The organism is Pseudomonas sp. NPDC085632, assembly GCF_044541255.1.
Classification (GTDB): Bacteria; Pseudomonadota; Gammaproteobacteria; order Pseudomonadales; family Pseudomonadaceae; genus Aquipseudomonas.
Genome location: NZ_JBITSX010000004.1, coordinates 161,999 through 182,244 on the forward strand (window position 1 = coordinate 161,999; position 20,246 = coordinate 182,244).

The 20,246-nt window shown below is 56.2% G+C and carries 18 protein-coding genes; 9 read left to right on the top strand and 9 right to left on the bottom strand.

Going from position 1 to position 20,246, the window contains the following annotated elements:
* Positions 1–90 precede the first annotated feature (90 nt).
* Positions 91–1,206 carry an extracellular solute-binding protein gene (locus tag ACIF4X_RS05755; protein WP_397481325.1) on the top strand — a complete coding sequence of 372 codons (1,116 nt, stop codon included), beginning with the start codon at positions 91–93 and terminating at the stop codon, positions 1,204–1,206.
* A gap of 160 nt (positions 1,207–1,366) precedes the next feature.
* Positions 1,367–2,485, top strand: a complete 1,119-nt coding sequence (locus ACIF4X_RS05760) for a P1 family peptidase (RefSeq protein WP_397481326.1) — start codon at positions 1,367–1,369, stop codon at positions 2,483–2,485.
* A gap of 267 nt (positions 2,486–2,752) precedes the next feature.
* On the opposite strand, the gene ACIF4X_RS05765 is transcribed toward ACIF4X_RS05760, so the two are convergent.
* Positions 2,753–3,385: a TetR/AcrR family transcriptional regulator gene (locus ACIF4X_RS05765; protein WP_397481327.1), complete on the bottom strand. Its 633-nt coding sequence runs from the start codon at positions 3,383–3,385 to the stop codon at positions 2,753–2,755.
* A 163-nt stretch (positions 3,386–3,548) separates the two neighbouring features.
* On the opposite strand from ACIF4X_RS05765, the gene ACIF4X_RS05770 reads away from it, so the two are divergent.
* The gene (locus ACIF4X_RS05770; protein ID WP_397481328.1) at positions 3,549–3,989 is read left to right on the top strand and encodes a hotdog fold domain-containing protein; all 441 of its coding nucleotides are present in this window, start codon (positions 3,549–3,551) and stop codon (positions 3,987–3,989) included.
* A gap of 63 nt (positions 3,990–4,052) precedes the next feature.
* On the opposite strand, the gene ACIF4X_RS05775 is transcribed toward ACIF4X_RS05770, so the two are convergent.
* On the bottom strand, positions 4,053–4,739 hold the full coding sequence (locus ACIF4X_RS05775; protein WP_397481329.1) for a GNAT family N-acetyltransferase: 687 nt from the start codon (positions 4,737–4,739) through the stop codon (positions 4,053–4,055).
* A 216-nt stretch (positions 4,740–4,955) separates the two neighbouring features.
* Between ACIF4X_RS05775 and ACIF4X_RS05780 the strand changes: the two genes are divergently transcribed.
* Complete coding sequence (locus ACIF4X_RS05780) at positions 4,956–5,279, top strand: YXWGXW repeat-containing protein (protein WP_397481330.1); 324 nt, start codon at positions 4,956–4,958, stop codon at positions 5,277–5,279.
* 43 nt (positions 5,280–5,322) lie between these two features.
* Positions 5,323–5,535, top strand: coding sequence for a hypothetical protein (locus ACIF4X_RS05785; protein ID WP_397481331.1), 213 nt, complete (start codon positions 5,323–5,325; stop codon positions 5,533–5,535).
* 15 nt (positions 5,536–5,550) lie between these two features.
* Here the strand turns inward: ACIF4X_RS05785 and ACIF4X_RS05790 are convergent, their stop codons facing one another.
* From ACIF4X_RS05790 to ACIF4X_RS05800, 3 genes are all read right to left on the bottom strand, one after another.
* The gene (locus ACIF4X_RS05790) at positions 5,551–6,108 is read right to left on the bottom strand and encodes a YceI family protein (protein ID WP_397481332.1); all 558 of its coding nucleotides are present in this window, start codon (positions 6,106–6,108) and stop codon (positions 5,551–5,553) included.
* 74 nt (positions 6,109–6,182) lie between these two features.
* Positions 6,183–7,538, bottom strand: coding sequence for an MATE family efflux transporter (locus ACIF4X_RS05795; protein ID WP_397481333.1), 1,356 nt, complete (start codon positions 7,536–7,538; stop codon positions 6,183–6,185).
* Positions 7,539–8,059: 521 nt separating this feature from the next.
* Positions 8,060–11,278 (bottom strand): RNA-directed DNA polymerase, encoded by a 3,219-nt coding sequence (locus tag ACIF4X_RS05800; protein WP_397481334.1) that lies wholly within the window; start codon positions 11,276–11,278, stop codon positions 8,060–8,062.
* A gap of 420 nt (positions 11,279–11,698) precedes the next feature.
* On the opposite strand from ACIF4X_RS05800, the gene ACIF4X_RS05805 reads away from it, so the two are divergent.
* Positions 11,699–12,268 carry a chorismate mutase gene (locus ACIF4X_RS05805; protein ID WP_397481335.1) on the top strand — a complete coding sequence of 190 codons (570 nt, stop codon included), beginning with the start codon at positions 11,699–11,701 and terminating at the stop codon, positions 12,266–12,268.
* Positions 12,269–12,424: 156 nt separating this feature from the next.
* On the top strand, positions 12,425–12,748 hold the full coding sequence (locus ACIF4X_RS05810) for a hypothetical protein (RefSeq protein WP_397481336.1): 324 nt from the start codon (positions 12,425–12,427) through the stop codon (positions 12,746–12,748).
* Positions 12,749–12,874: 126 nt separating this feature from the next.
* Here the strand turns inward: ACIF4X_RS05810 and ACIF4X_RS05815 are convergent, their stop codons facing one another.
* Complete coding sequence (locus tag ACIF4X_RS05815) at positions 12,875–14,386, bottom strand: ATP-dependent nuclease (protein WP_397481337.1); 1,512 nt, start codon at positions 14,384–14,386, stop codon at positions 12,875–12,877.
* Positions 14,387–14,680: 294 nt separating this feature from the next.
* On the opposite strand from ACIF4X_RS05815, the gene ACIF4X_RS05820 reads away from it, so the two are divergent.
* Positions 14,681–16,324, top strand: coding sequence for a diguanylate cyclase (locus tag ACIF4X_RS05820; protein WP_397481338.1), 1,644 nt, complete (start codon positions 14,681–14,683; stop codon positions 16,322–16,324).
* Here the strand turns inward: ACIF4X_RS05820 and ACIF4X_RS05825 are convergent, their stop codons facing one another.
* The 3 genes from ACIF4X_RS05825 to ACIF4X_RS05835 all read right to left on the bottom strand — a co-directional run bounded on the left by ACIF4X_RS05825 (position 16,325) and on the right by ACIF4X_RS05835 (position 19,151).
* Complete coding sequence (locus tag ACIF4X_RS05825; RefSeq protein WP_397481339.1) at positions 16,325–16,618, bottom strand: hypothetical protein; 294 nt, start codon at positions 16,616–16,618, stop codon at positions 16,325–16,327.
* A 91-nt stretch (positions 16,619–16,709) separates the two neighbouring features.
* Complete coding sequence (locus tag ACIF4X_RS05830) at positions 16,710–17,798, bottom strand: polyamine ABC transporter substrate-binding protein (RefSeq protein ID WP_397481340.1); 1,089 nt, start codon at positions 17,796–17,798, stop codon at positions 16,710–16,712.
* A gap of 51 nt (positions 17,799–17,849) precedes the next feature.
* Positions 17,850–19,151, bottom strand: coding sequence for an NAD(P)/FAD-dependent oxidoreductase (locus ACIF4X_RS05835; RefSeq protein ID WP_397481341.1), 1,302 nt, complete (start codon positions 19,149–19,151; stop codon positions 17,850–17,852).
* Positions 19,152–19,311: 160 nt separating this feature from the next.
* On the opposite strand from ACIF4X_RS05835, the gene ACIF4X_RS05840 reads away from it, so the two are divergent.
* Positions 19,312–20,205 (top strand): LysR substrate-binding domain-containing protein, encoded by an 894-nt coding sequence (locus ACIF4X_RS05840; protein ID WP_397481342.1) that lies wholly within the window; start codon positions 19,312–19,314, stop codon positions 20,203–20,205.
* Positions 20,206–20,246 lie beyond the last annotated feature (41 nt).

Genomic DNA, 20,246 nt, shown 5'->3' on the forward strand with positions numbered 1-20,246 from the left:
CCCATGATGGGAATGGGTCAGGCCTGGCCAGCCCGATAGGCTGACCACTCCTGTTCATCACCGGCCTGCACAGGCCAGGAGTGCCGCATCATGCGTCGTCACCGAGGCTGTATCAACCTCAGTATCCAACTGGGCCTGCTGGCCGGGATTGGCGCCACCTCGATGGCCATGGCCGCCGACGCGCCGAGCGTGCACGTCTACAACTGGTACGACTACATCGGCCCGAACACCCTGCACGATTTCCAGCGCGACAGCGGTATCCAGCCGGTCTACGACACCTTCGACAGTGCCGAAGTCCTCGAAGGCAAACTGATGACCAGCCGCAGCGGCTACGACGTGGTGGTAGCCAGCAACTTCAGCCTGCCGACGCTGATCAAGGCCGGCGCCCTCGCCCCGCTGCCGCGCGACCAACTGCCGGGCTGGAAGAATCTCGATGCCGACCTGCTGGCGAAACTGGCCAACAACGATCCCGGCAATCAGTACGCGGTGCCGTACCTGTGGGGCACCAACGGCATCGGTTACAACATCGACAAAGTGCGCGCGGCGCTGGGCGACAAGGCGCCGGTGGACTCGTGGGACTTGGTGTTCAACGAAGCCAACCTCGCCAAACTCGGCCAGTGCGGTGTGGCGATGCTCGATTCGCCGTCGGAGATGCTGCCGGTCGCCCTGCATTATCTCGGCTTGCCACCCAACAGCACCGACCCTGATGACTATAAAAAAGCCGAAGCGCTGCTGCTGAAATTGCGTCCGCATATCGCTTACTTCAACTCATCGAAATTCATCAGCGACCTGTCCAACGGCAACATCTGCGTAGCGGTGGGTTGGTCGGGGGCGATGCTCGAAGCCAAGACCAATGCCGAGCAAGCCAACAACGGCGTGAAGATCGCCTACAGCCTGCCCAAGGAAGGCGCGCCGGTGTGGTTCGACACGCTGGTGTTGCTCAAAGACGCGCCGAACCGTCCTCAGGGCCTGGCCTTTATCGACTATCTGCTGCGCCCGGAAGTGATCGCACCGGTCAGTGATCATCTGTCGTACCCCAATGGCAACCGCGCGGCGACAGCGCTGGTGGCCGCCACCACGCGGGATAACCCGGCGGTTTATCCGTCTGCCACGGCGATGGCCACGCTGTACACCCTTGAACCCCTGCCCAAAGCCACCGAGCGCGTGCGCACGCGGGTGTGGAGCAAGGTCAAGAACGGCCAGTAACCCGTTTTTTGAACATTTCACAAAACCCTGTGGGAGTGAGCCTGCTCGCGAAAGCGGTGGGTCAGGCACTGACGTGTTGAAAGTGCCGACGCCTTCGCGAGCAGGCTCGCTCCCACAGGGTCAGTGCACAACCCCGCATTTTTTAGAGAGACAGAAACCAATGAAACCTCGTGCCCGTGACCTCAACATCCGCATCGGCCAACTGCATCCCGGCCCGCTCAACGCCATCACCGATGTACCCGGCGTGCGCGTCGGCCACAGCAACGTGCGCGGCCGCAGCGGCGCCGGGCGCGACATTTGCACCGGTGTCACGCTGATTGAACCGCGCCCGGGCTCGACCAATCAGCAACCGTGTTTTGCCGGCGTGCATGTGCTCAACGGCAATGGTGACGCCACCGGACTTGAGTGGATTCGCGAGGCCGGCCTGCTGACCAGTCCGATTGCCTTCACCAACACCCACAGCCTCGGTGTGGTGCGTGATGCGTTGGTAGCACTGGATCGCCAGCAGCAACCCGACGACGGTCGTCTCTACTGGAACATGCCAGTAGTGCTGGAAACGTTTGACGGTTTGCTCAATGACATCAACGGATTTCACGTCCAGCCTGAACACGTCGCCGAAGCGCTCTTCGCCGCCGTGGATGGTCCTGTCACGGAAGGCGCCGTCGGCGGCGGTAGCGGCATGATCTGCCATGAATTCAAGGGTGGCATCGGCACTTCGTCGCGGCGCTTGAACGCTGCCCAGGGCGGCTGGACTGTGGGCGCGATCGTGCAGGCCAATCACGGCATTCGCAACGAGTTGCGGGTCGATGGCTACCCGGTCGGGCGCTACATGGAACAGAAAGATTCGCCGTTCCTGCGCGCCTCATTGCCGCATCCGGGCATGGGTTCGATCGTAGTCTGCCTGGCCACCGATGCGCCGCTGTTGCCGCATCAGTGCACACGTCTGGCGCAGCGCGCGAGCCTCGGTCTGGCGCGCACCGGCGGCGGTAACGAGGACCACAGCGGCGACATTTTCATCGCCTTCGCCACCGGCAATGATCACGTGCCGCCCGCTGCCTACGAAGGCAAAGGCGCGCCGACCTGCGACGGTTTGCGCATGGTCAACAATGACCACATCAGCGAGCTGTTCCTGGCCGCGACCGAGGCGGTTGAAGAAGCGATCATCAATGCCTTGCTGGCCAGTGACAGCACCGAAGGTAATGGGCATTCCGTACCGGGACTGGATGCGCAAACCCTGCTCGCAGCCCTCGAAAAATCAGGCTGGCCCGGCGCCCGCTGACACAGCAAAAACACCTACAGAGAGTCTGTGAACATTCATGAAAGAGGCCAGCGTCTAGTTGCCCGTGCGACTGGCGGTACTTGAGCCGTCACTTGCACACTCCTACGATGGAATCACGCAGTGGCTCCGCTCTATCGAGCGCTGCGTAGGCACGGGTGCTCTGAACCCCAATCAAGCCCGTGCCTTGCTTAATGCGCCTCTTGAGCCTCACGGGCTCTACTTCCTCCCCATCAAAGAGCTTTGAGGCTCTTTTTTTGTCTGCGCCAATCAGCGGTCCGCAAGCGCATCGACGCGAATCGAGCGCCAGGCCGCTTGTGCCAGCAACTCGCGATAGTCCGCCGGACTGCCCTTCACCCGCCCCGCCAGCCAGGCACGGCAGTAACTGTCGGCCTGACCAATGATCAACGACGGCAACAGTTCGGCGGGCAGCGCCTTGAGTTCGGCAGCGCGCCCTGATTCGGCCAGCCAGTCGCGCAGGCGCAGATTGCGGGTCTTGTTGCGCTCGGCCAGTTCGTCCTTGAACGGCCCTTTGGTCACGGCAAATCGTGCGTGGTACTGGAAGCGCGCCCACTCCGATTGACGTTCGACCCAATCGACGTAGCTGAACACCAGCGCCTGCACGCCTTCCTCGGTGGTTTGCGCCGCCTCCAGATAGGCATCGCGCAGGCGCGCCTGATCCTCCAGCGCGGTGAAAAACAGCGCGGCGACCAAGCCCTCCTTGTTGCCGAAATGGTGATAGATCGCCCCGACGCTGGTGTCGCACTCGGCGCGAATCATCTCGATGGTGGTGGCCTCGATACCCTGCTCGTTGAACAGGCTCAGCGCCTTACGAAAGATATCGCGCTTGAGTTCGGCGCGGCGGCCGGGGTAGCTGCGCTCAAGTAGATCTGCGGTGTCCATGCGGCTCATTGCCTGAAAGTCTGGGTTGAAAGACACACGTCGTGCCCATGAAAAAGAACGCACAGGTTGACAGATTTCCCGCGGACAGAATACCGTTCCGTTACAGAACATTATTCTGTAACGGAACATTATTCTGCAAAATCACTTTCAGCGAGGCGTTTCCATGAGTCAGTTTCTCAGCATGTTCAACAGCGCAGGTCCGCAGGCGTTCAGCCAGATGGCCTGCCAGGTCGCGCCGTACTTCAGCAGCATCAACCCGCTGGTGACCGAGTTGCGTGCGAACTCGGCGACAGTACAAGTACCGTTCCGTCGTGAGATCACCAACCACCTCGGCACCGTGCATGCCATTGCCATGTGTAACGCCGCTGAATTGGCGGCCGGGATGATGACCGATGTGTCGATCCCGGCCGGCGCACGCTGGATCCCAAAAGGCATGACCGTGGAGTACCTGGCCAAGGCGAAAACCGATGTGACGGCGGTGGCCAGTGGTGAAGGCGTGGACTGGCAAAGCGCGGGCGACAAGGTCGTTAACGTGGACATTCACGATACCGAGGGTAAAAAAGTGTTCACGGCACGCATCACCATGAACGTCAAACTCGGCTGAATGGCAGGCACAAAAAAGCCCTTGCTGCGGGATGCACAGCAAGGGCTTTTTACCGATGTGAGATCAGTGCAGGGTCAGGCGTTGCCGAACAAATTCTTCGGTGTGGCGGGTGGTCTGATCGAGGTGTCGATCGCGCTGTTTCTCAGCGTCGAGCATCGCCCGCTTGCCGTTTTTCTGCAGCAGATAGGTATGGATCTGCTGCACTTCCAGCGACCGGTAAATCGGTGTGGTATCGATAAATCCGCGCAGGCCGTTGCTGCGGTAATGACGGGTGCTCATCAGCACCTGAGTTTCGCGCGAGCCGATCACGTCAAAGCCCAACGCTTCAAAACAGGGAACCTTGCCGACCGTGCACGCCAGTTCCGCGTGGGGATAACGCCCGACCATTGCACCGATCATCGCCCGTGCCACGCCCTGACGCCGATGCCCTTCGCGCACCGCCATGTAGGCCACACTGCAGGCTTCCCAATCACCCTGCACCGGCAGGTACAACAGAAAACCGATCACCTGCTCCGGATCATCTTCATCGGTGGCGACCAGCAATTCCACGTCAGTGCCCTTCTCGCCATTCAACGCTTCCAGATACAGATGCACCTCATAGCCGACCGCGTATTGATAGACGTTGTACAACAGATTGCTCGGGCCGAGTCCGACCGCGCTGATGTCGGTCAGGTAATCCACGACCATTTGCAGAATCTGGCTGTTGACGCCTTCGGGGCATGGGGATTTGTAGTGGGTGATGTGTGGCATTACGGCTGAACTCCGGCGGAAAACCGCGACATCATACCTTGTGGGCTGCGTCAGCCTGCATTGGCAAAGACAAATCGAAGGTGGGAGCGAGCCTGCTCGCCTCCCACAGGGTTGTTCCTGACAAAAATTTCATCCGTGGCCGACAGGATCTTTTCTCGATTTGGCGTCCAACTCCTCAGCTGCGTTCACTTTCGACGCAGGCCTTGAGGAGTTGTCATGAGCGTTTTGCGTGCCCTGTCCAAATGGCGGAAAACCCTGCTGCTGATGCCCTTGACGCTGGCCGCGCTGAGCAGCGCACCGGTGTTTGCGCAACCGGTGGTGATCGTCCAGCAAGCCCCTCCGCCGATGCGCATGGAAGTGATGCCCGGCGCGCGTCCCGGTTATGTCTGGGATCAGGGCCATTGGCGTTGGCAAGGACGCGGTTATGTGTGGATGCCCGGCCACTGGCAACCTGTGCGGTACGGCGCGCGCTGGAAACCCGGGCACTGGCAGGCGCGCGGGCCGAACTGGTTCTGGGTCGAAGGGCATTGGGTGCGATGAATGCGTAACAACCTGTCCACCACTTCTTGCGGGACATACACCAATGTCGAAAACCGTTAAATCACTGCTGGCTGCAACGCTCGTGGCCATTACCCTGTCTGGTTGCGTCGTCGCGCCGGCACGTCCGCACCGGCCTCCGCCGCCGGTCGAGGTCGTTCCGGTCATGCCAGCGCCAGGTTGTCACTGGATTGCCGGGCACTATCGCTGGGGCGGCAATCAATGGCGCTGGGTGCCGGGGCACTGGCGCACGTATTGATTGAAACCGGTGGCGTCACTGCTGTGGCGCCACCACTTTGAATTTGATGGCGATGTCCTTGGACACTACCGTGTCCGCCCACTCCCCCGCGCCGAGGCCAAACTCGTCGCGCTTGAGCACCAGTTCACCGTCGAAAATGCCGATGGCGCTGTCCGGCTTCAACTCCACCGGCACTTGTACTTCGCGGGTAACGCCTTTTAGGGTGAGCTTGCCGGCGATCAGGTAGCGGTGCTCGGCCACTTGGGTGAAGTGGCTGGATTCGAAAACCGCGACCGGGAATTTTTCAGTGTCGAACCACGCCGGTTTCACCAACTCTGTGTTGGCGTCTTCGCTGCCGGCATCGATGCTGTTGAGGTCGATGTGCAAGGTGGTGTGGGCGTTGGCGAGGTTGTTGGTATCGAAATCCAGCGTTGCCTCGAACTTGCCGAAGGTGCCGTACATCCGGGCGCCCATCTGGTTGTAGGTAAAGCTGATCTGACTGGCAGTGGTGTTGACCCGCGTGTACTCGACAGCCTGCGCGGCAGAGACGACGCACAGCGAACAGGCGGCAGCCAACAGCAATCGGATCGACATGGGATTCTCCGGGCGGGGCTTGCCGTCGAGGGACTCGATTGACTTAAGCAAACATCCGGCCGTTGCGCCAGCGCCTACACCAGACGCTCGATTTTCTGATGCTGCCAGACCAGTTTGTAATACAAGGTCTGCAGCACCAGCATCCCCAGATACGCCACCGGAAACGCCATCCACACGCCTTGCAAACCATATTGCCCGTCCAGCCAGTACGCCGCTGGCAGTTGCACACCGACCACGCAAATGATCGCAATCGCCACCGGCACCAGTACCGTGCCGCTGGCGCGCATGATGCCGCCAATGATTGCCTGGAAGCCGAACACCAACAGGCTCCACAGCATGATGTGCAACAGATGCTCAGCCATCGCCCGGGTCGAGTCCTCGGTCAGGAACAGCCCCAGCAACCAGTGCGACAGCAGGTAGCCGAGCACGATCAGGCCGCCGGTCAGGCACACGTTGATCAGCAGCCCGGTGCGCAGAATCGGCCCCATGCGCTCCAGTCGCCCGGCGCCGATGGCCTGTGCGCCGAGAATCGACGCGGTGATCGCAATCGACAACGCCGGGAACTGCACATAGTTGACGATCTGCGTCACCGCACCATACGCCGCCGTCGCTTGCGAGCCGTGCTGGTTAACCAGCGCCAGAATCACCAGCTCCGACAGCGACAGCACAATCATTTGCACGCCGGTCGGCAGACCAATGCGCAAGACCTTGCCGAGAATCGCCCCGTCGAGCCGCAATGCGGAGAAGAACTCACGGTCCGGCGCCAGTGGATGCCCCTTGCGAATCAGGCGCCACGCCAACCACGCCATCGCCGCCAGATTACCCGCAAGCCCGGCATACGCCGCGCTCTGAATTCCCAGCTGCGGCAAACCGAACCAGCCGCGAATCAGCGCCGGCGTCAGGGCCAGCCCGACGCAGGTCGACACCACCAGCGCCAGCAACGGCGACAGCGTATCGCTGACCCCGCGCAACAGCTGCGTGAACAACACAAACACCAGCAGCGACGGCAAGATCCACATCATCACATGGGCATACGCCACCGCATCGTCGAGCACATCCGGCGGCGTCCCCAGCCCCGCCAATGCCTGCCGCGCAAACACGCTGCCCAACACCGCCGCCACCAGCCCGATCAATACGCCCAGCAACAGCGTCGCTCCGGCAATCGCCTTGACCCTATGCGGCTCACGCGCGCCCCAGGCCTGACCGATCAATACACCGGCGCCTGCGCCAAGGCCGATCACCAGGGCAATAAAGAAAAACACGATGGGAAACATCCCCGACACCGCCGCCAGTGCCTGGGTGCCGAGCATCTGGCCGATGTAGATGCTGTTGACCGTGCCCGACATCGATTGCAGAAAATTGGACAGCACCATGGGTGCGAGAAACAGCAGGTAGGTGTGCCAGAGGGGGCGTTGGGCGGCGGCTTGCATTGAATAGAGGTCCATCTCGACGGCGGGAGGGCTGATTGGAGGATAGCTTCGGTGAGTTGCACGCGGGGCGCAATTAACATTTTAGGTAGGCAACTGAATCCAATTGATTTTATGCACCCTACTCCGTCACCCAAAATTGCTATTTCAGCTTTGCAAGCGGTTCCCTAGGATCCAAACCGCCCATATTTCGCTAAAGTTTTTGGCTCCCTAAAAACTTAATTAACACTACGCCAGAGGCCACCTTTAATCGTTTCGACAACAAACACTATTAAGAACAAGTAATATTTGGTGCTTTCAACGAGTTGCATTTCCCTACCAACAAACCAAGGTGAAGCATCACCTTATAAAAGCCCTCTGCGAGCATTTAAGGTTCCAATAAACAAATAGAAAAACACGACCACCTATGCATTACCCATTTTTTTAATTAACACTACTGAGACCCCAACCAAAAACCAAATTTCAAGCAATAAACCCTCTAGCAAATTAAAGTTTATCGCTTGAACTTCAAATTCGATAGAAAATCACTTCGGCGGTGTCTTACGTCGCTGACTGCTCATTTTAAAACCTTCAGGTACGGGCTTAAACTTATCATCACTTTCAGCCCACCGTTTCGCCCTACTTTGAAAAGCGCGTAGAGCGTCGACATCCAGAGTTGCAGCAATAACAAAATCGTTATCACCACCTCGCACTCGCGCTATATCCCGCATAAAGCTTTCTTTTGCGGGTGCGCGAACTCTACTATCGCCATACTTACGATTATTCACAAGCACAGTATATGCGTGAACATCGAGAGCCGCAGCTTCCACCAACGAGGAAAACGTTTCTAGATCCTGATTCCAACTTAAAACCATTAGAGCATCTATCTCTCCCTGAAACCTGACTCGCTCTTTACTATTCTGCAACTCCGAACATACCATAACACCAAAATTAATACCATTATGTATATAAACAGGTTTGGTACGCATTCGCAAAATTTTCGAATCCGCCCATTTCTTTCCGTACCTTGAAATCAGCTCTTTATCTTCACCAACAGCAGGAAGTAGCTTAGGCTGCCATATCTTAACCGCAGACGGATAACCTAAACGATTATCCGTAAGAACCAAACAAGCCTCGCTGAATACTTCATCATCACTACAGTGCCGATACTCAGTTCCAGCAATCAAACTGATACCTTCATCTATAAGCCTGGATGCCAAGCTATCCACCCACTTCAGCGGAATTGAAAGCTCCGGAAACAAAACATAATCTGGCTTTGGAGTTAGCTTAATAGATTGATTAATAAGTTCTGCTATTCTCTGATATCTCTCTCGAGATAAGTTGGGTTTACCACACGCCATTGCAGCCCAATCTGCTTCATCGGTCTTCAAATTGGTGAGAGCTATAGTCAACTTTTTCTTTCGCTCCGTACCAATTCTAATATATTTGTTGGACGTCTGTGACTGCCCCCCTATACCACAATCCTGCTCAGTTGCGAGCAAAGTAGGTTGGATCCAAACTCCACCCAGTGCCTGGGTATATTGCGCCCAAATTGTAGACGGTTTTTCACTAGATCGTTTCCCATTAATCTTACACAACCCTACACATTCCGGGGCCAACTCTGATATTTCCAATGGACTTAACGGTCGCGTGGGAAACAAATATGGCAAATAACTCTCTTTTTTTCGTTCATCTTGCTCAAGATTCGGCAGTCGGCTGCGCCTAGATGATTTAAGGAAACTCTTTAAAACTGACCCATCCAACAGCATAGACGCTTCCAGCAACTTTAAAGCAGCAGCACCCTTATTTCCCTTGCGACACTCTATCAAACCACCCGCAGCTCGACTTCGCAAAATTCTTTTATACGGTTCATGAGCCAGATCTGCCAACGCTACTAATGGCGCCTTCTTCTCAAAATCCTCAGATCCAAATTGGAACCCCAACAAACTCTCAACTTCAAGCAAGCTATCAAAAATCCCCTTTAAAAATAGATCTGCTAATCTCTGCTCTTTTTTTGAACGCGTACCTAGCAAAAGTCGATCAGGATCATAATATCGGGTAGCTGCATCCACAAACAGCCAAGTGAGAGTTCCCTTTACTAAAAGCCATAAATTAGTTCCGCTCTTAGCATCAACTCCATTAATTGATATTGGCATTCCTTTTGGAACTGCAACCGATAATTGTTGCAAAGAACGGTAGGCCTGCAACGCAATTTTTTCTGCTTCCTGCCATTCATTCATACTGATTGCAAAACCCAGCAACCGCGGGAGATAGGTAAAATGAGCAAACAAATTATCAGGGCGAAGTATGTGATCATGGGCGAACTGGTAAAACTCCTGCCGCTGCTCATACCATTCTTGGGGTGGGAGATCTCTAGCAAGTGTTTCTACATGTCTTAGTTGTAAGGACCAACTCAAACGCCGGATTGTCAGTCCATCAGCACGACGTAACGTGTCAGCACTTTCACCGACACTCCCTGCGGCGGATAAAACCCTCGCCGCTGTCGAGTCCTCAAGCTGGTCCGGTGATGGCATAAGGCGGTGCTCACTTGACAACTCACTTATTTCTTTCTCTATTGTATCTAACAAATCAAGCCCAGCACGCCCCTGGAGTACAAACAGCTTTTGTTTGTCCGCCTGCAACTTTATCTTGCTGCCCCCCTGAAAATCTTCACCCTGATGAATTTCCCAGATTTGCTTTTTAGCATTACCAGCGCGCGCAATAACCTCTGCTCCTAGTCTATTCTGCAAGAAATTCATAAAATCTTCACTACTGCGGATCGTTCCCGTGTCACGCAAAACTAAGAACATATCATCGACATACCTGCCATAGTGAACTGGTGCGATTTTCTCCTTTATTAGATTATCCCAACGAAACAGCAAAACGTTCGATATAACCCGACTTGCAGTCAATCCAATGGCAAGCCCACCAGGCACACTTATTCTATTTGAAATAATTTTCTTCGAAAACTTCTCTGCTCCCTCGGCCCACACTTTAAGAAATTTTGCGAACTCCACGGTAAAGTCTCGTTCAGCACCATTCAACTCAACTCCCAACTCAGAATGAAAATCAGATGACGCTAAAACGAGAGGATCCACAAAGTGATAAAAAGCTTTCAAGTCCAAGGATGCCGCAATGATTTCTCGGTTCTGTTCAAGCTCACTTCGGATTGCTGTGAGCCCATCGTTACGCCATTTTTGGTAAGGCTGAAAATATGAAACGAAAGATCCAATCGCGCTTATATGAAGTGGTTTATGTTGAGAATCTGCAAATAGCTCATCACTGTTTACTCGTTTCAACCTAGCTCCATAGCAGCTACTTCCAAGTTTCGCATCAAACTTGTGCCCAACAGTATTAATCCATAGAGCCGAAAGTACGTGAGCGTCAACCGGAAAATCACCAACTACTCTAAACTCTGGAGTCACATCCTTTTTAGAAAGTAAATCTTCCATCGCACGATTGGAGTTAGAAAAATGGACATGACCATCTTCTGGCGCATTGATTTTTGGCTTTAAAGATAATTTTTTCGGCAGAATACGAAATTCACCTATCAAATCAGGATCTTTAGAAAACCCTCGATTTACTCGCAACCGCGCCAATAGCTCACTCAGGTTGACGAGCAAATCTTGTTCATAATCCGCGAACTTAATTGAAGCAGGAAATGTATTTTCAAAATAGCAATCTGCCTTCGCCTTTCGATAGGCTACGACCAGATCTGCCAGGGTGATTTCGCTCCAACCATTAAATTCTGCCTTGTAGCTCATCTGCCAATCCTTTATTTTTACCTGCTTGTACCAGCAGCGCTAATCTTTTATAAAAATTTTCGTTCTTTAGATAAACGCTAGCATCTAGTATCTGACAGCACCCAAATTGCCATCATTCATGCAGCTACGCAAGAAACGATACGCCGAGCCTTCCTATTGGCTTGGCTTCCTTCTTTCATCTTCTGTTTCGGAGCGTTCGGGGCACACGCACTGATACTTCCTATCGCTTGACGTATGAAACTGAACAGGTCAGTGCTCCAGTTGCGTCCTAGCATGCCGGTCTCAGCTGGACAGACAAGGAACGAGCGCGTCGGCACGCTCATACAACCTTAGTAGACTACAAAACTCAAAAATATACGTTTAGCAATACCCTGATTTAAGGCGCTAAAAAATCATAATTTCTTATTATTGAGACAACTCATGTGCCACTCCCTACGTTTGCCAATCTGTATTTTTCTTTTCTTCCTGACCAGCACTACTCAGGCAGCGAGGCTCCCTTACGGTGCCGAATTGCAACCTTTGGTGGAAACCCTGAACGAACGCCTGAACATCGGCGATCTCGTCGCCCTGACCAAATGGGACAGCGGCAAGCCGATTCAGGACAGCCCGCGTGAGGCGCAAGTCATTGCCAATGCCCGCACGCTGGCCACAGAGCGCCAGCTCGACCCGGAAGACGTGGCGCAACTGATTGCTGCGCAAATGGAGGCGAACAAACTGGTGCAGTACGGTTTGCTCGCGCAATGGCAGGCGGCGGGCGCCGCGCCGGACACTCCGCGTCCCGATCTGGGCAAGCAGATCCGCCCGCGTCTGGATGAACTGCAAACCCGGCTGTTGCAGCAATACGCCGAGTTCACGCCGTATCGCCATGATGCGAATTGCCCGGCGTGGCTGGCCAAGGCGCGCAGTGGCCTGACCCACGACGCGCTGCATGAACTGGCCCTGACACGGGCGACGGGTGAGCTGTGTGTTCGGGCGGCGAAGTCACTCTGAGAAACATCAAAGGATCGCAGCCAGCGGCAGCTCCTACAGGGATTGGTGAACCATCATTGCGGTCGATGTTCACCATCACGTCAATGAAGTTCTCATAAAAAATCCACGGCGTAACATCGGCTCCAGACAAACAACTACCCCTTGGAGCACACGATCATGAAACGCCAAACCCTTCTCAGCATCGCTTTTTCGGTTTTCGCCATTAACGCTTTTGCCGCCACCCCGGCACACACCCAGGTCGCTGAAGGCGGCTCGGACAAGTTGATTGAAAGTCGTGTTGCTGAGGGCGGTTCCGATCGTCTGCTCGAACGCCGCGTCGCCGAAGGCGGTTCCGATCGTCTGCTTGAACGCCGCGTTGCCGAAGGTGGCTCCGATCGTCTGCTCGAACGCCGCGTTGCCGAAGGTGGTTCCGATCGTCTGCTTGAACGCCGCGTTGCTGAAGGTGGCGCTGATCGCCTGATCGAACGCCGCGTTGCTTAAACCACCGGCTTCATCGTAGTTCCCAAACAAGCCCGGCCTGATCAGCCGGGCTTGTTGTATCGCTTGTGTTGGAGAACGGGCCATGCCTGTTCGTGACCCCGGGTTTAATCGCCAACGGTCGCGACGTTATGAATTCGCTCCGGTTATACCGCGAAAAATCTTCTCGATTTCCTGAATGGCGCTGGTTTGAGTGCGCTTGAAAACCTGTTTGAATTTCAGCCCCTCAGTCTCCTTCATATATTTCTTCGCCAGCTCCACTTTGGTCAGTTTGGTGCCGATAGATATGGCTCCATTCTTTTTCCTGACCAGGTATTTTTTAAAGGCGTCGGGCAAATAGCTTTCCATCGTATAGCCCCGGGTAATCCAGGTGCTCTTTTCGTCCAGCTGATCAAGTACCTTGTACTTCGCCGAATCTTTTTTCTTACGGTTGGCGACATCACCGTCGAACTCAAAATCGTGATCGCGATCGATGACGACAAAAGAATTCCTGTTGATGCGCAGCATCGAGATTGCCTCTTCTGCCTGCAGCTCTTCACCCGCGTGATAGTGGGACAATATCGACCCGCCATAGAGCACGAACGAGTAATGCACATTCTCTACCAGCTCGGCTTCGGCATGCTCCCGACACCAGCGTTGCAACCAGTATTTTATGTAGAGCCGATCCGAAGGGCCTTCGACCCATATCACGAAATTTGACTGGTACAAATCACTTGCCCGCACGCCCAATTCGTCCAGCAGCTTTTGTGGCGAAGCCGTGACGCGGGGCCCCTGCAGGCTATGGATATGGCGTCCGTCCACATGGAAATGAGCGATCGAAACAGCGTCTGTTGCGTCAGCTGCGCTCCAGACATCAGGGCTGAGAAAAACCGAGGAATGCGAAGAAACCAGCAATTGCAGGTTCTTTTCCTTCGCCAATCGCGCCAGATTCATCGCCAACAAGCGCTGGAGCCGAGGGTGCAAATGAGACTCCGGCTCCTCAATGAGGACAATAGAACCGTTTGCTTGTTCGCGGAGCCAGCCGAGCATGCCCGCGGCCGCTTTCCAGCCCGAAGGCAAATATTCAAACGGGACGGCTTGTGAAACCATCAGATCAGAATAAAGCCACAACTTCACAACACCCGTTTCTTGCAGTTGTTGCGTCGTAGCCAGTTCTACGCGCTTGACCCCGCACAACTCTGGCTGAATTTCACGCAAGGCGACAACGAACGCTGCATCGAAACAGGTTTGCTCGGGACCTCGCCAATAGGAAACGTTGATCCCCATTCTCGATACGATCTGACTGATCTTCTGTATATCGCTGGCTGCCACGCCCGTCGCCGGAATGCGCGCGTATATTTCATCCAGAATCTCTTCCGAATGATCTGCCCGGTCGAAAACGCGCAATGCCAGGATCGGCGGCCGGGCCGGCTCGAACTCGACATGCAGGACCAACGGAGCAGGCGCGGGCGTGTAGCTCGAATCATCGCCCTTGAAGGTAATATCCAGCCCATGAAAGACGCGTTCGCCAAACGCCGTTCGTTTAAGGGTTTGAAATAACTCTGGCCTGGACAATGCCCCTACCACATCCAGAAGCGTTGACTTACCTGCACCGTTCCTGCCGCCAAACACATTGATTTGCTCAAGATCAGCGCGTTGCATGTCGTGAAAACCGGCGTCGGATCCGTGAATATCTGCACCGACGCCTACGTAAAACGCCACACCTCTGAGAGCACTGAACTTGATTCTTTCTATATGCAAAGCAGCCACCTGACACTGTATTGTTTTACCTGAGCGATCAGGGACAAACCGAGCGCTGGTATCTGAGCCGACACCTTACTTAAATTGATGGCTCTTTGAAATCACTGTCGAAACACTCATCCACCACTTCGCTGGCCGCCCGTTGACGATGTCGCATACCATTGCGCCCACCCCAACAAAAGACAGACCTCGCCCATGCTCAAAGCCAGTCTGCGTAGCCACCTCACCCTTTGGTTTGCCGGTTTATCCCTGCTGACGCTGCTCAGCGTAGGCTTCTATGTCGGTCACATCGCCACGGAACAGATGAAGCAGGCCAGCGGCAATGCCTTGCTCAACACCGCGCGTTCGGCCGCATCGTTATTGGGTGAACAACTGCGCGAACGCCAGTTGGAGGTCTATCTGCTCAGCCGCGCACCGCATCTGGAGCGTGGCGATCTGGACAATCCGGCGATTCTGAAATCGATGCAACTGCGCACCCAGGCCCGCGCCGAGTATGCGTGGATGGGCGTGACCGATGCCGAGGGCAATGTGCATCAAGCGGTTAACAATTTGTTGGTCGGGCAATCGGTGCAACAACGGCCATGGTTCCAGGCGGGGTTGCGTGGTGAGTACACCGGCGATCCCCATGAGGCGGTGCTGCTGGCGAAAATGCTGCCGGGGCTGCCGAACGGTGAACCGCTGCGCTTCATCGATTTCGCCGCGCCGATCCGCAACGCCGACGGTCAGGTGATTGGTGTCCTGGGCGCCCACGCACACTGGAGTTGGGTGACACACATTGTTGAGTCGGCGGCGTTTTCGCATAAGAACTCAACGCCGGATATCGAGGCGCTGATCATCGATCACGATGGCAAGATCCTCTATCCAGAAGCACTGGCGGGCCAGCAAATGGCGGCGACGGATTCGAAGGCGCAGGGCTGGACGGCCGGTAACGGATTCCTCACCAGCATGGTCACCGTACCAACACCGTCGAGCACGGCGCTGTCGTGGTCGATTGCCGTGCGCCAGCCATTGGAAACTGCACTGCAACCGGCGCGTCTGCTGCTCTACAAACTGCTGATTCTGGGCGTGGTCGCGGCCGTTCTGTTTGGACTGGTGGCGTACTATCTGGCGCTGTATCTGAGCCGACCGATCGAACAGCTCGCGCATTCGGCCAGACACGTTCAGAACAAACAGCCCGGCGTACAATTCCCACTGCAGCACCCGGTGCGGGAAATTGCCCAGCTCGGTCAGTCCATCGATGCGATGACGCAATCACTGCTCGGCAAGGAACGTGAACTGCAAGAGGCCAATGCCTCGCTGGAAGCCACGGTGGCGCAGCGCACGGCGGCCCTGACGCAAGCCAATGCCGAATTGCTGAGTCTGGCGACTCACGATGGCTTGACCGGGGTTTACAATCGTCGCCGTTTCGACGAAAAGCTCACCGAATACACACTGCTGTTCCGCCGCACGGGGCGACCGTTTGCCCTGCTGTTGATCGATGCCGACTACTTCAAGCGCATCAATGACACTCACGGTCATGCGGTGGGCGATGAAGTGCTGCAACAGTTGGCGCAATTGATTCAGCACAGCCTGCGCACCACCGACTTCGTCGCCCGTTATGGCGGCGAAGAGTTCGCCGTGCTGTTGCCGGAAATCGCCCAACCTGACACCCCGGAAGTCGTCGCCGAGAAGATCCGCGCAGCGGTGGCCGAAGCGCACTTCCCGACTGTCGGCCCGGTGACTGTCAGCATTGGTGTCGGCCTGGCGGACCCGGCGGACAACAGCCACAGCGCACTGATCAAACGCGCCGATCAGCAGCTGTATCAGGCCAAGGCGGCGGGCCGCAATCAGGTGGCGTGATCAGCCCTTCTTCACTTCGCAAATACCGTTGGCCCTGTTCTTCCCGGTGTACGACACCGCAGGCGAACCGTCGGGATTGATGCTCAGGGAAATGGTCACGCCCGCGCCTTTGGCTTCGAAGTAGTTCTCATTGAATTTCTTCAACTTGCCTTCCTTGCCGTTGATGTAGATCGGCCCGCCTTCATCGGCGTGCACTTCGATCTTGCCTGGGCACGTGGCATTGAACATGGGGATGCCGGCGTGGGCGAGACCGGTGACCAGCAACAGCGGCGCTGCCAATAGCAAAGATTTCATCATGGATTCCTTGAGTGCGACGATGTGCCGACGTCTTCAGCAATACCGCAAATTCTTCAGCCCGGCCAGTGCCTTGTTGCCACACTCACGGTCAGGTATTGGTCTTCAACTTTGTCCACAAGCGCGTCGTCAGTCGCGCAATCTTCGCCGGCAATTCCTCCACCGTGAATAACTTTTCCATCACACTTTTCGGCGGGTAGATCGCCGCATCCTGCCTCACGTCCGGGTCGAGAAATTCACTGGCCGCGACGTTAGGATTGGCGTAATGAATGCTGTTGCTGATGTTGGCGATCACTTGCGGTTCAAGCAGGTAATTCATGTAGGCATAGCCGTTCTTTTCATGCGGTGCGTTCTTCGGCATGACCAGCATATCGAACCACAACGTCGTGCCTTCGTCCGGGATCGAATAAGCGATGTCGATAGCGTTTTTGGCTTCTTTGGCGCTGGCCGCTGCCTGGACAACGTCGCCGTTGAAACCGATCACCACGCAGACGTTGCCGTTGGCCAGATCGCTGATGTATTTCGAGGCGTGGAAGTACTGAATATACGGGCGGATTTTCAACAAGGCCTGTTCGGCTTTTTTGTAGTCTTCAGGCTCGTGGCTGTGCGGTGGCAAGCCCAAATAGTTGAGTGTGATCGGCAACACCTGCGTCGGGTTGTCGATGAACGCCACGCCGCACTGGCTGAGTTTCTTGATGCTCTGTTCGTCGAACAACAGTTTCCAGGAGCGCGTGACATCGGTGCTGCCGAAGATCGCCTCGATCTTTTCGACGTTGTAACCGATGCCGGCGGTGCCCCACATATACGGATAGCCGTACTGGTTGCCAGGGTCATTGACCTCAAGTTTCTGCATCAATACCGGATCGAGGTTTTTCCAGTTCGGCAATTGCGATCTGTCGAGTTTCTGGATTGCCCCGGCCTTGATCAGACGCGACAAAAAGTGGTTCGACGGGCTGACCACGTCATAACCGGTGTTGCCGGTCATCAACTTCGATTCCAGCACTTCGTTACTGTCGTGGATGTCGTAGGTGGTCTTGATGCCGGTGGTCTGGGTGAAATTGGCCAGGGTGTCCGGGGCGATGTAGCTGTTCCAGTTGGAGATGTTCACGGTATCGTCGGCGATGGCTGCCGTTGATGCTGCGGCGATTACGACGGCCAGGGAAATTGGGTGGATGCGCATGGTCTGTCACCTGTGTTGAGTGGCTTTTGTTGTTGTGCGATAGGCGGAATTTCAGATTTCTGTTCTGGCCCTGACCGCCTCCATGCGCATGCGAAGCATGGCACCGATGTCGAAAAACGGACGCGGCGGCAACCAGCCAGGCCCGGCGCGCTGCATCACCGATTGCAGCAGCGGCGAGTCGATTCCCGAAGCCAGTTCCGCGAGCAAGCGGCCCCATAACGTCCCGCGCGCCACCCCTGAACCGTTGCACCCGGCCACGGCGAAGACGCCCTCTTCCACCCGTTCAAAAAACGCCTGACCGCTGCGGCTCGCGCTCAAGTGACCGGTCCAGGTGTACTGAATGTCTTGCTCGCCGAGGAACGGGAAGCGCCGTTGCAAGCCGCGCACATGATGCTGACGACGTACCGCGAGTTCGCGGCTGGAAAGGTCGCGCGTGCGGTATTCAGCGGTGTTGCGGATCATCACGCGACGATCCGGGGTCAACCGAACGGTGGCGCCCAGCGGTCGCGTCGACAGCACGCCCCAAGGCTCAACTGCACCGATGGCGTTGAACTCCTGATCGGTCAGCGGCCGCGTGAGACTGGCGCTGAGCTCCATCGCGAATGTCGCACTGTCGGCAATCCCGACCCGAGGAATAAAAGCGTTGAGGCACACCAGAGCGCGATTGGCTTCGATGCTGCCTTGCGCACAATTGGCGCGCAGTCGTCCCTTCGCGAGGCGCTGCAGACCGGTGATGTCGGTGTTTTCGTAAACGCTGATATTGCCCGGCAAGGCATTGAGCAAACCTTTCACATACCTGGCCGGTTGCAACAGGGCGTTGCCGTTGCCACACCAGATCGCCGCCGCGTAGTGAGGTGTGCCGAGCTTTTGCGCCAGCGCCGTGCCTTGGACAAACTCCGCGCGAGCGCCGAGGGCACGCAGGGTGGCCAGTTTGGCGTCGACATGGTCGAGTTTGGCGCGGTCGTTGACGGCAAAGTAATACCCGCTGTCGCGAAAATCGCAGTCGATGCCATGGCGGGCGATTCGTTGCCGGACCTCTTCGCTGGCTGCGCGGGAAATCGTCGTGTCGACTTCAAACCCGGCAAAACCCGGCGCGCTGATCAATTCGCTGTGCGCCGGATGCTCATGGGCCACGACGAATCCCGAATTGCGGGCCGAGGCACCGTGCGCGGCACGCTGTCGATCGACCACGACGATGCGCGCCTGCGGGTGCAGATCGGCAAGGGCATGTGCGGCACTGAGACCGGTGATCCCCGCGCCAATCACCAGCCAGTCGGCTTTTTGCGCCCCGCTCAGGCGACCACGTTCAGGCGAACTGCCGGCCTGCGCGATCCAGCCACATACGTTTTCCATGCCTCACCTCATTCGACTGTCGTTCTGCGGCTTGCTTCTGAACAGCCACCATGCGTGAATCGCATGCAAGACTTGAGAAGATCATCGCCAGAACTTGAATCTATAAGGTCTTCAGTGCACCGACCAACGCTATAAAATCATCAAGCCATTCAGAAAACGCATGGATAAAATTCGCCACGTCCCCTCGCTGCAAGCCCTTCAGGCGCTGGTTGAAGTCGCTCGTTGCGGCAGCTTCACCCGCGCTGCGCAAACCCTGTGCCTGACGCAAAGCGCGGTGAGCCGACAGATCCAGCAACTGGAAAGCCACTTCAATGTCGCACTGTTCATCCGCAGCAGCCGCAGCCTGAGCCTGACCGCAGAAGGCGAACAGGTGTTGGCCAGCGCCCGCAGCATCCTTGAACAACTGAAAACCCTCGAAGAACGCCTCGCCCCGCAGAAACGCCCGTTCCGTATTCGCATGCATGTATCGCTAGCAGTGCGCTGGCTGCTGCCGAAACTCAACGACTTCTATCTGCGCCATCCCGAGGTGTCGCTGGCAATAGAAACCGTCGCCACTGAAGTGGTTGAGCCGGGCAATGACAGTGACGCCTACATTCTTTATTTGCCGCAGCCATCGAGCGATCCGGATTGCCTGACGCTGTTCGAAGAAGCGCTGGTGCCAGTGTGCTCCCCCACCCTCGCCGGGGCGCCGCGCTCGGTCGACGAGTTGCTGCGCTTCGCGTTACTGCATCGCTCGGCCGATCGTCAGGCGTGGATTGAATGGCTGGCGGCGAATGAAGGAAAGCCGCTGGAGGATTACCGGCACATTCCGTTTAACCTTGATGAGTTGGCACTGGATGCGGCGGCGCGGGGATTGGGCGTGGCAGTGACGGACATGACACTGGCGGCGGAGTCGATCGAGCGTGGGGTATTGGTGGTGCCGTTGGGTACGCCGCTGAAGACTGGGGGCGTTTATGCTTTGTGCTTGCAGCCTTCAGCCGCTTCGCACCCGGCTTGTGAATTGATCCTGCAGTGGTTTGCGGCCAACGCTGACCAATCAGGTGTGCCCCACTGACCCTGCCAATTTGATGGCCATCTGCTTGCATTCCTGCTGGC

What these genes read in the sequence shown, in the direction of transcription:
- ACIF4X_RS05755 (WP_397481325.1), top strand. Translation starts at nt 91, where the DNA reads ATGCGTCGTCACCGAGGCTGTATCAACCTCAGTATCCAACTGGGCCTG.
- ACIF4X_RS05760 (WP_397481326.1), top strand. Translation starts at nt 1,367, where the DNA reads ATGAAACCTCGTGCCCGTGACCTCAACATCCGCATCGGCCAACTGCAT.
- ACIF4X_RS05765 (WP_397481327.1), bottom strand. Translation starts at nt 3,385, where the DNA reads ATGGACACCGCAGATCTACTTGAGCGCAGCTACCCCGGCCGCCGCGCC.
- ACIF4X_RS05770 (WP_397481328.1), top strand. Translation starts at nt 3,549, where the DNA reads ATGAGTCAGTTTCTCAGCATGTTCAACAGCGCAGGTCCGCAGGCGTTC.
- ACIF4X_RS05775 (WP_397481329.1), bottom strand. Translation starts at nt 4,739, where the DNA reads ATGCCACACATCACCCACTACAAATCCCCATGCCCCGAAGGCGTCAAC.
- ACIF4X_RS05780 (WP_397481330.1), top strand. Translation starts at nt 4,956, where the DNA reads ATGAGCGTTTTGCGTGCCCTGTCCAAATGGCGGAAAACCCTGCTGCTG.
- ACIF4X_RS05785 (WP_397481331.1), top strand. Translation starts at nt 5,323, where the DNA reads ATGTCGAAAACCGTTAAATCACTGCTGGCTGCAACGCTCGTGGCCATT.
- ACIF4X_RS05790 (WP_397481332.1), bottom strand. Translation starts at nt 6,108, where the DNA reads ATGTCGATCCGATTGCTGTTGGCTGCCGCCTGTTCGCTGTGCGTCGTC.
- ACIF4X_RS05795 (WP_397481333.1), bottom strand. Translation starts at nt 7,538, where the DNA reads ATGCAAGCCGCCGCCCAACGCCCCCTCTGGCACACCTACCTGCTGTTT.
- ACIF4X_RS05800 (WP_397481334.1), bottom strand. Translation starts at nt 11,278, where the DNA reads ATGAGCTACAAGGCAGAATTTAATGGTTGGAGCGAAATCACCCTGGCA.
- ACIF4X_RS05805 (WP_397481335.1), top strand. Translation starts at nt 11,699, where the DNA reads ATGTGCCACTCCCTACGTTTGCCAATCTGTATTTTTCTTTTCTTCCTG.
- ACIF4X_RS05810 (WP_397481336.1), top strand. Translation starts at nt 12,425, where the DNA reads ATGAAACGCCAAACCCTTCTCAGCATCGCTTTTTCGGTTTTCGCCATT.
- ACIF4X_RS05815 (WP_397481337.1), bottom strand. Translation starts at nt 14,386, where the DNA reads ATGCAACGCGCTGATCTTGAGCAAATCAATGTGTTTGGCGGCAGGAAC.
- ACIF4X_RS05820 (WP_397481338.1), top strand. Translation starts at nt 14,681, where the DNA reads ATGCTCAAAGCCAGTCTGCGTAGCCACCTCACCCTTTGGTTTGCCGGT.
- ACIF4X_RS05825 (WP_397481339.1), bottom strand. Translation starts at nt 16,618, where the DNA reads ATGAAATCTTTGCTATTGGCAGCGCCGCTGTTGCTGGTCACCGGTCTC.
- ACIF4X_RS05830 (WP_397481340.1), bottom strand. Translation starts at nt 17,798, where the DNA reads ATGCGCATCCACCCAATTTCCCTGGCCGTCGTAATCGCCGCAGCATCA.
- ACIF4X_RS05835 (WP_397481341.1), bottom strand. Translation starts at nt 19,151, where the DNA reads ATGGAAAACGTATGTGGCTGGATCGCGCAGGCCGGCAGTTCGCCTGAA.
- ACIF4X_RS05840 (WP_397481342.1), top strand. Translation starts at nt 19,312, where the DNA reads ATGGATAAAATTCGCCACGTCCCCTCGCTGCAAGCCCTTCAGGCGCTG.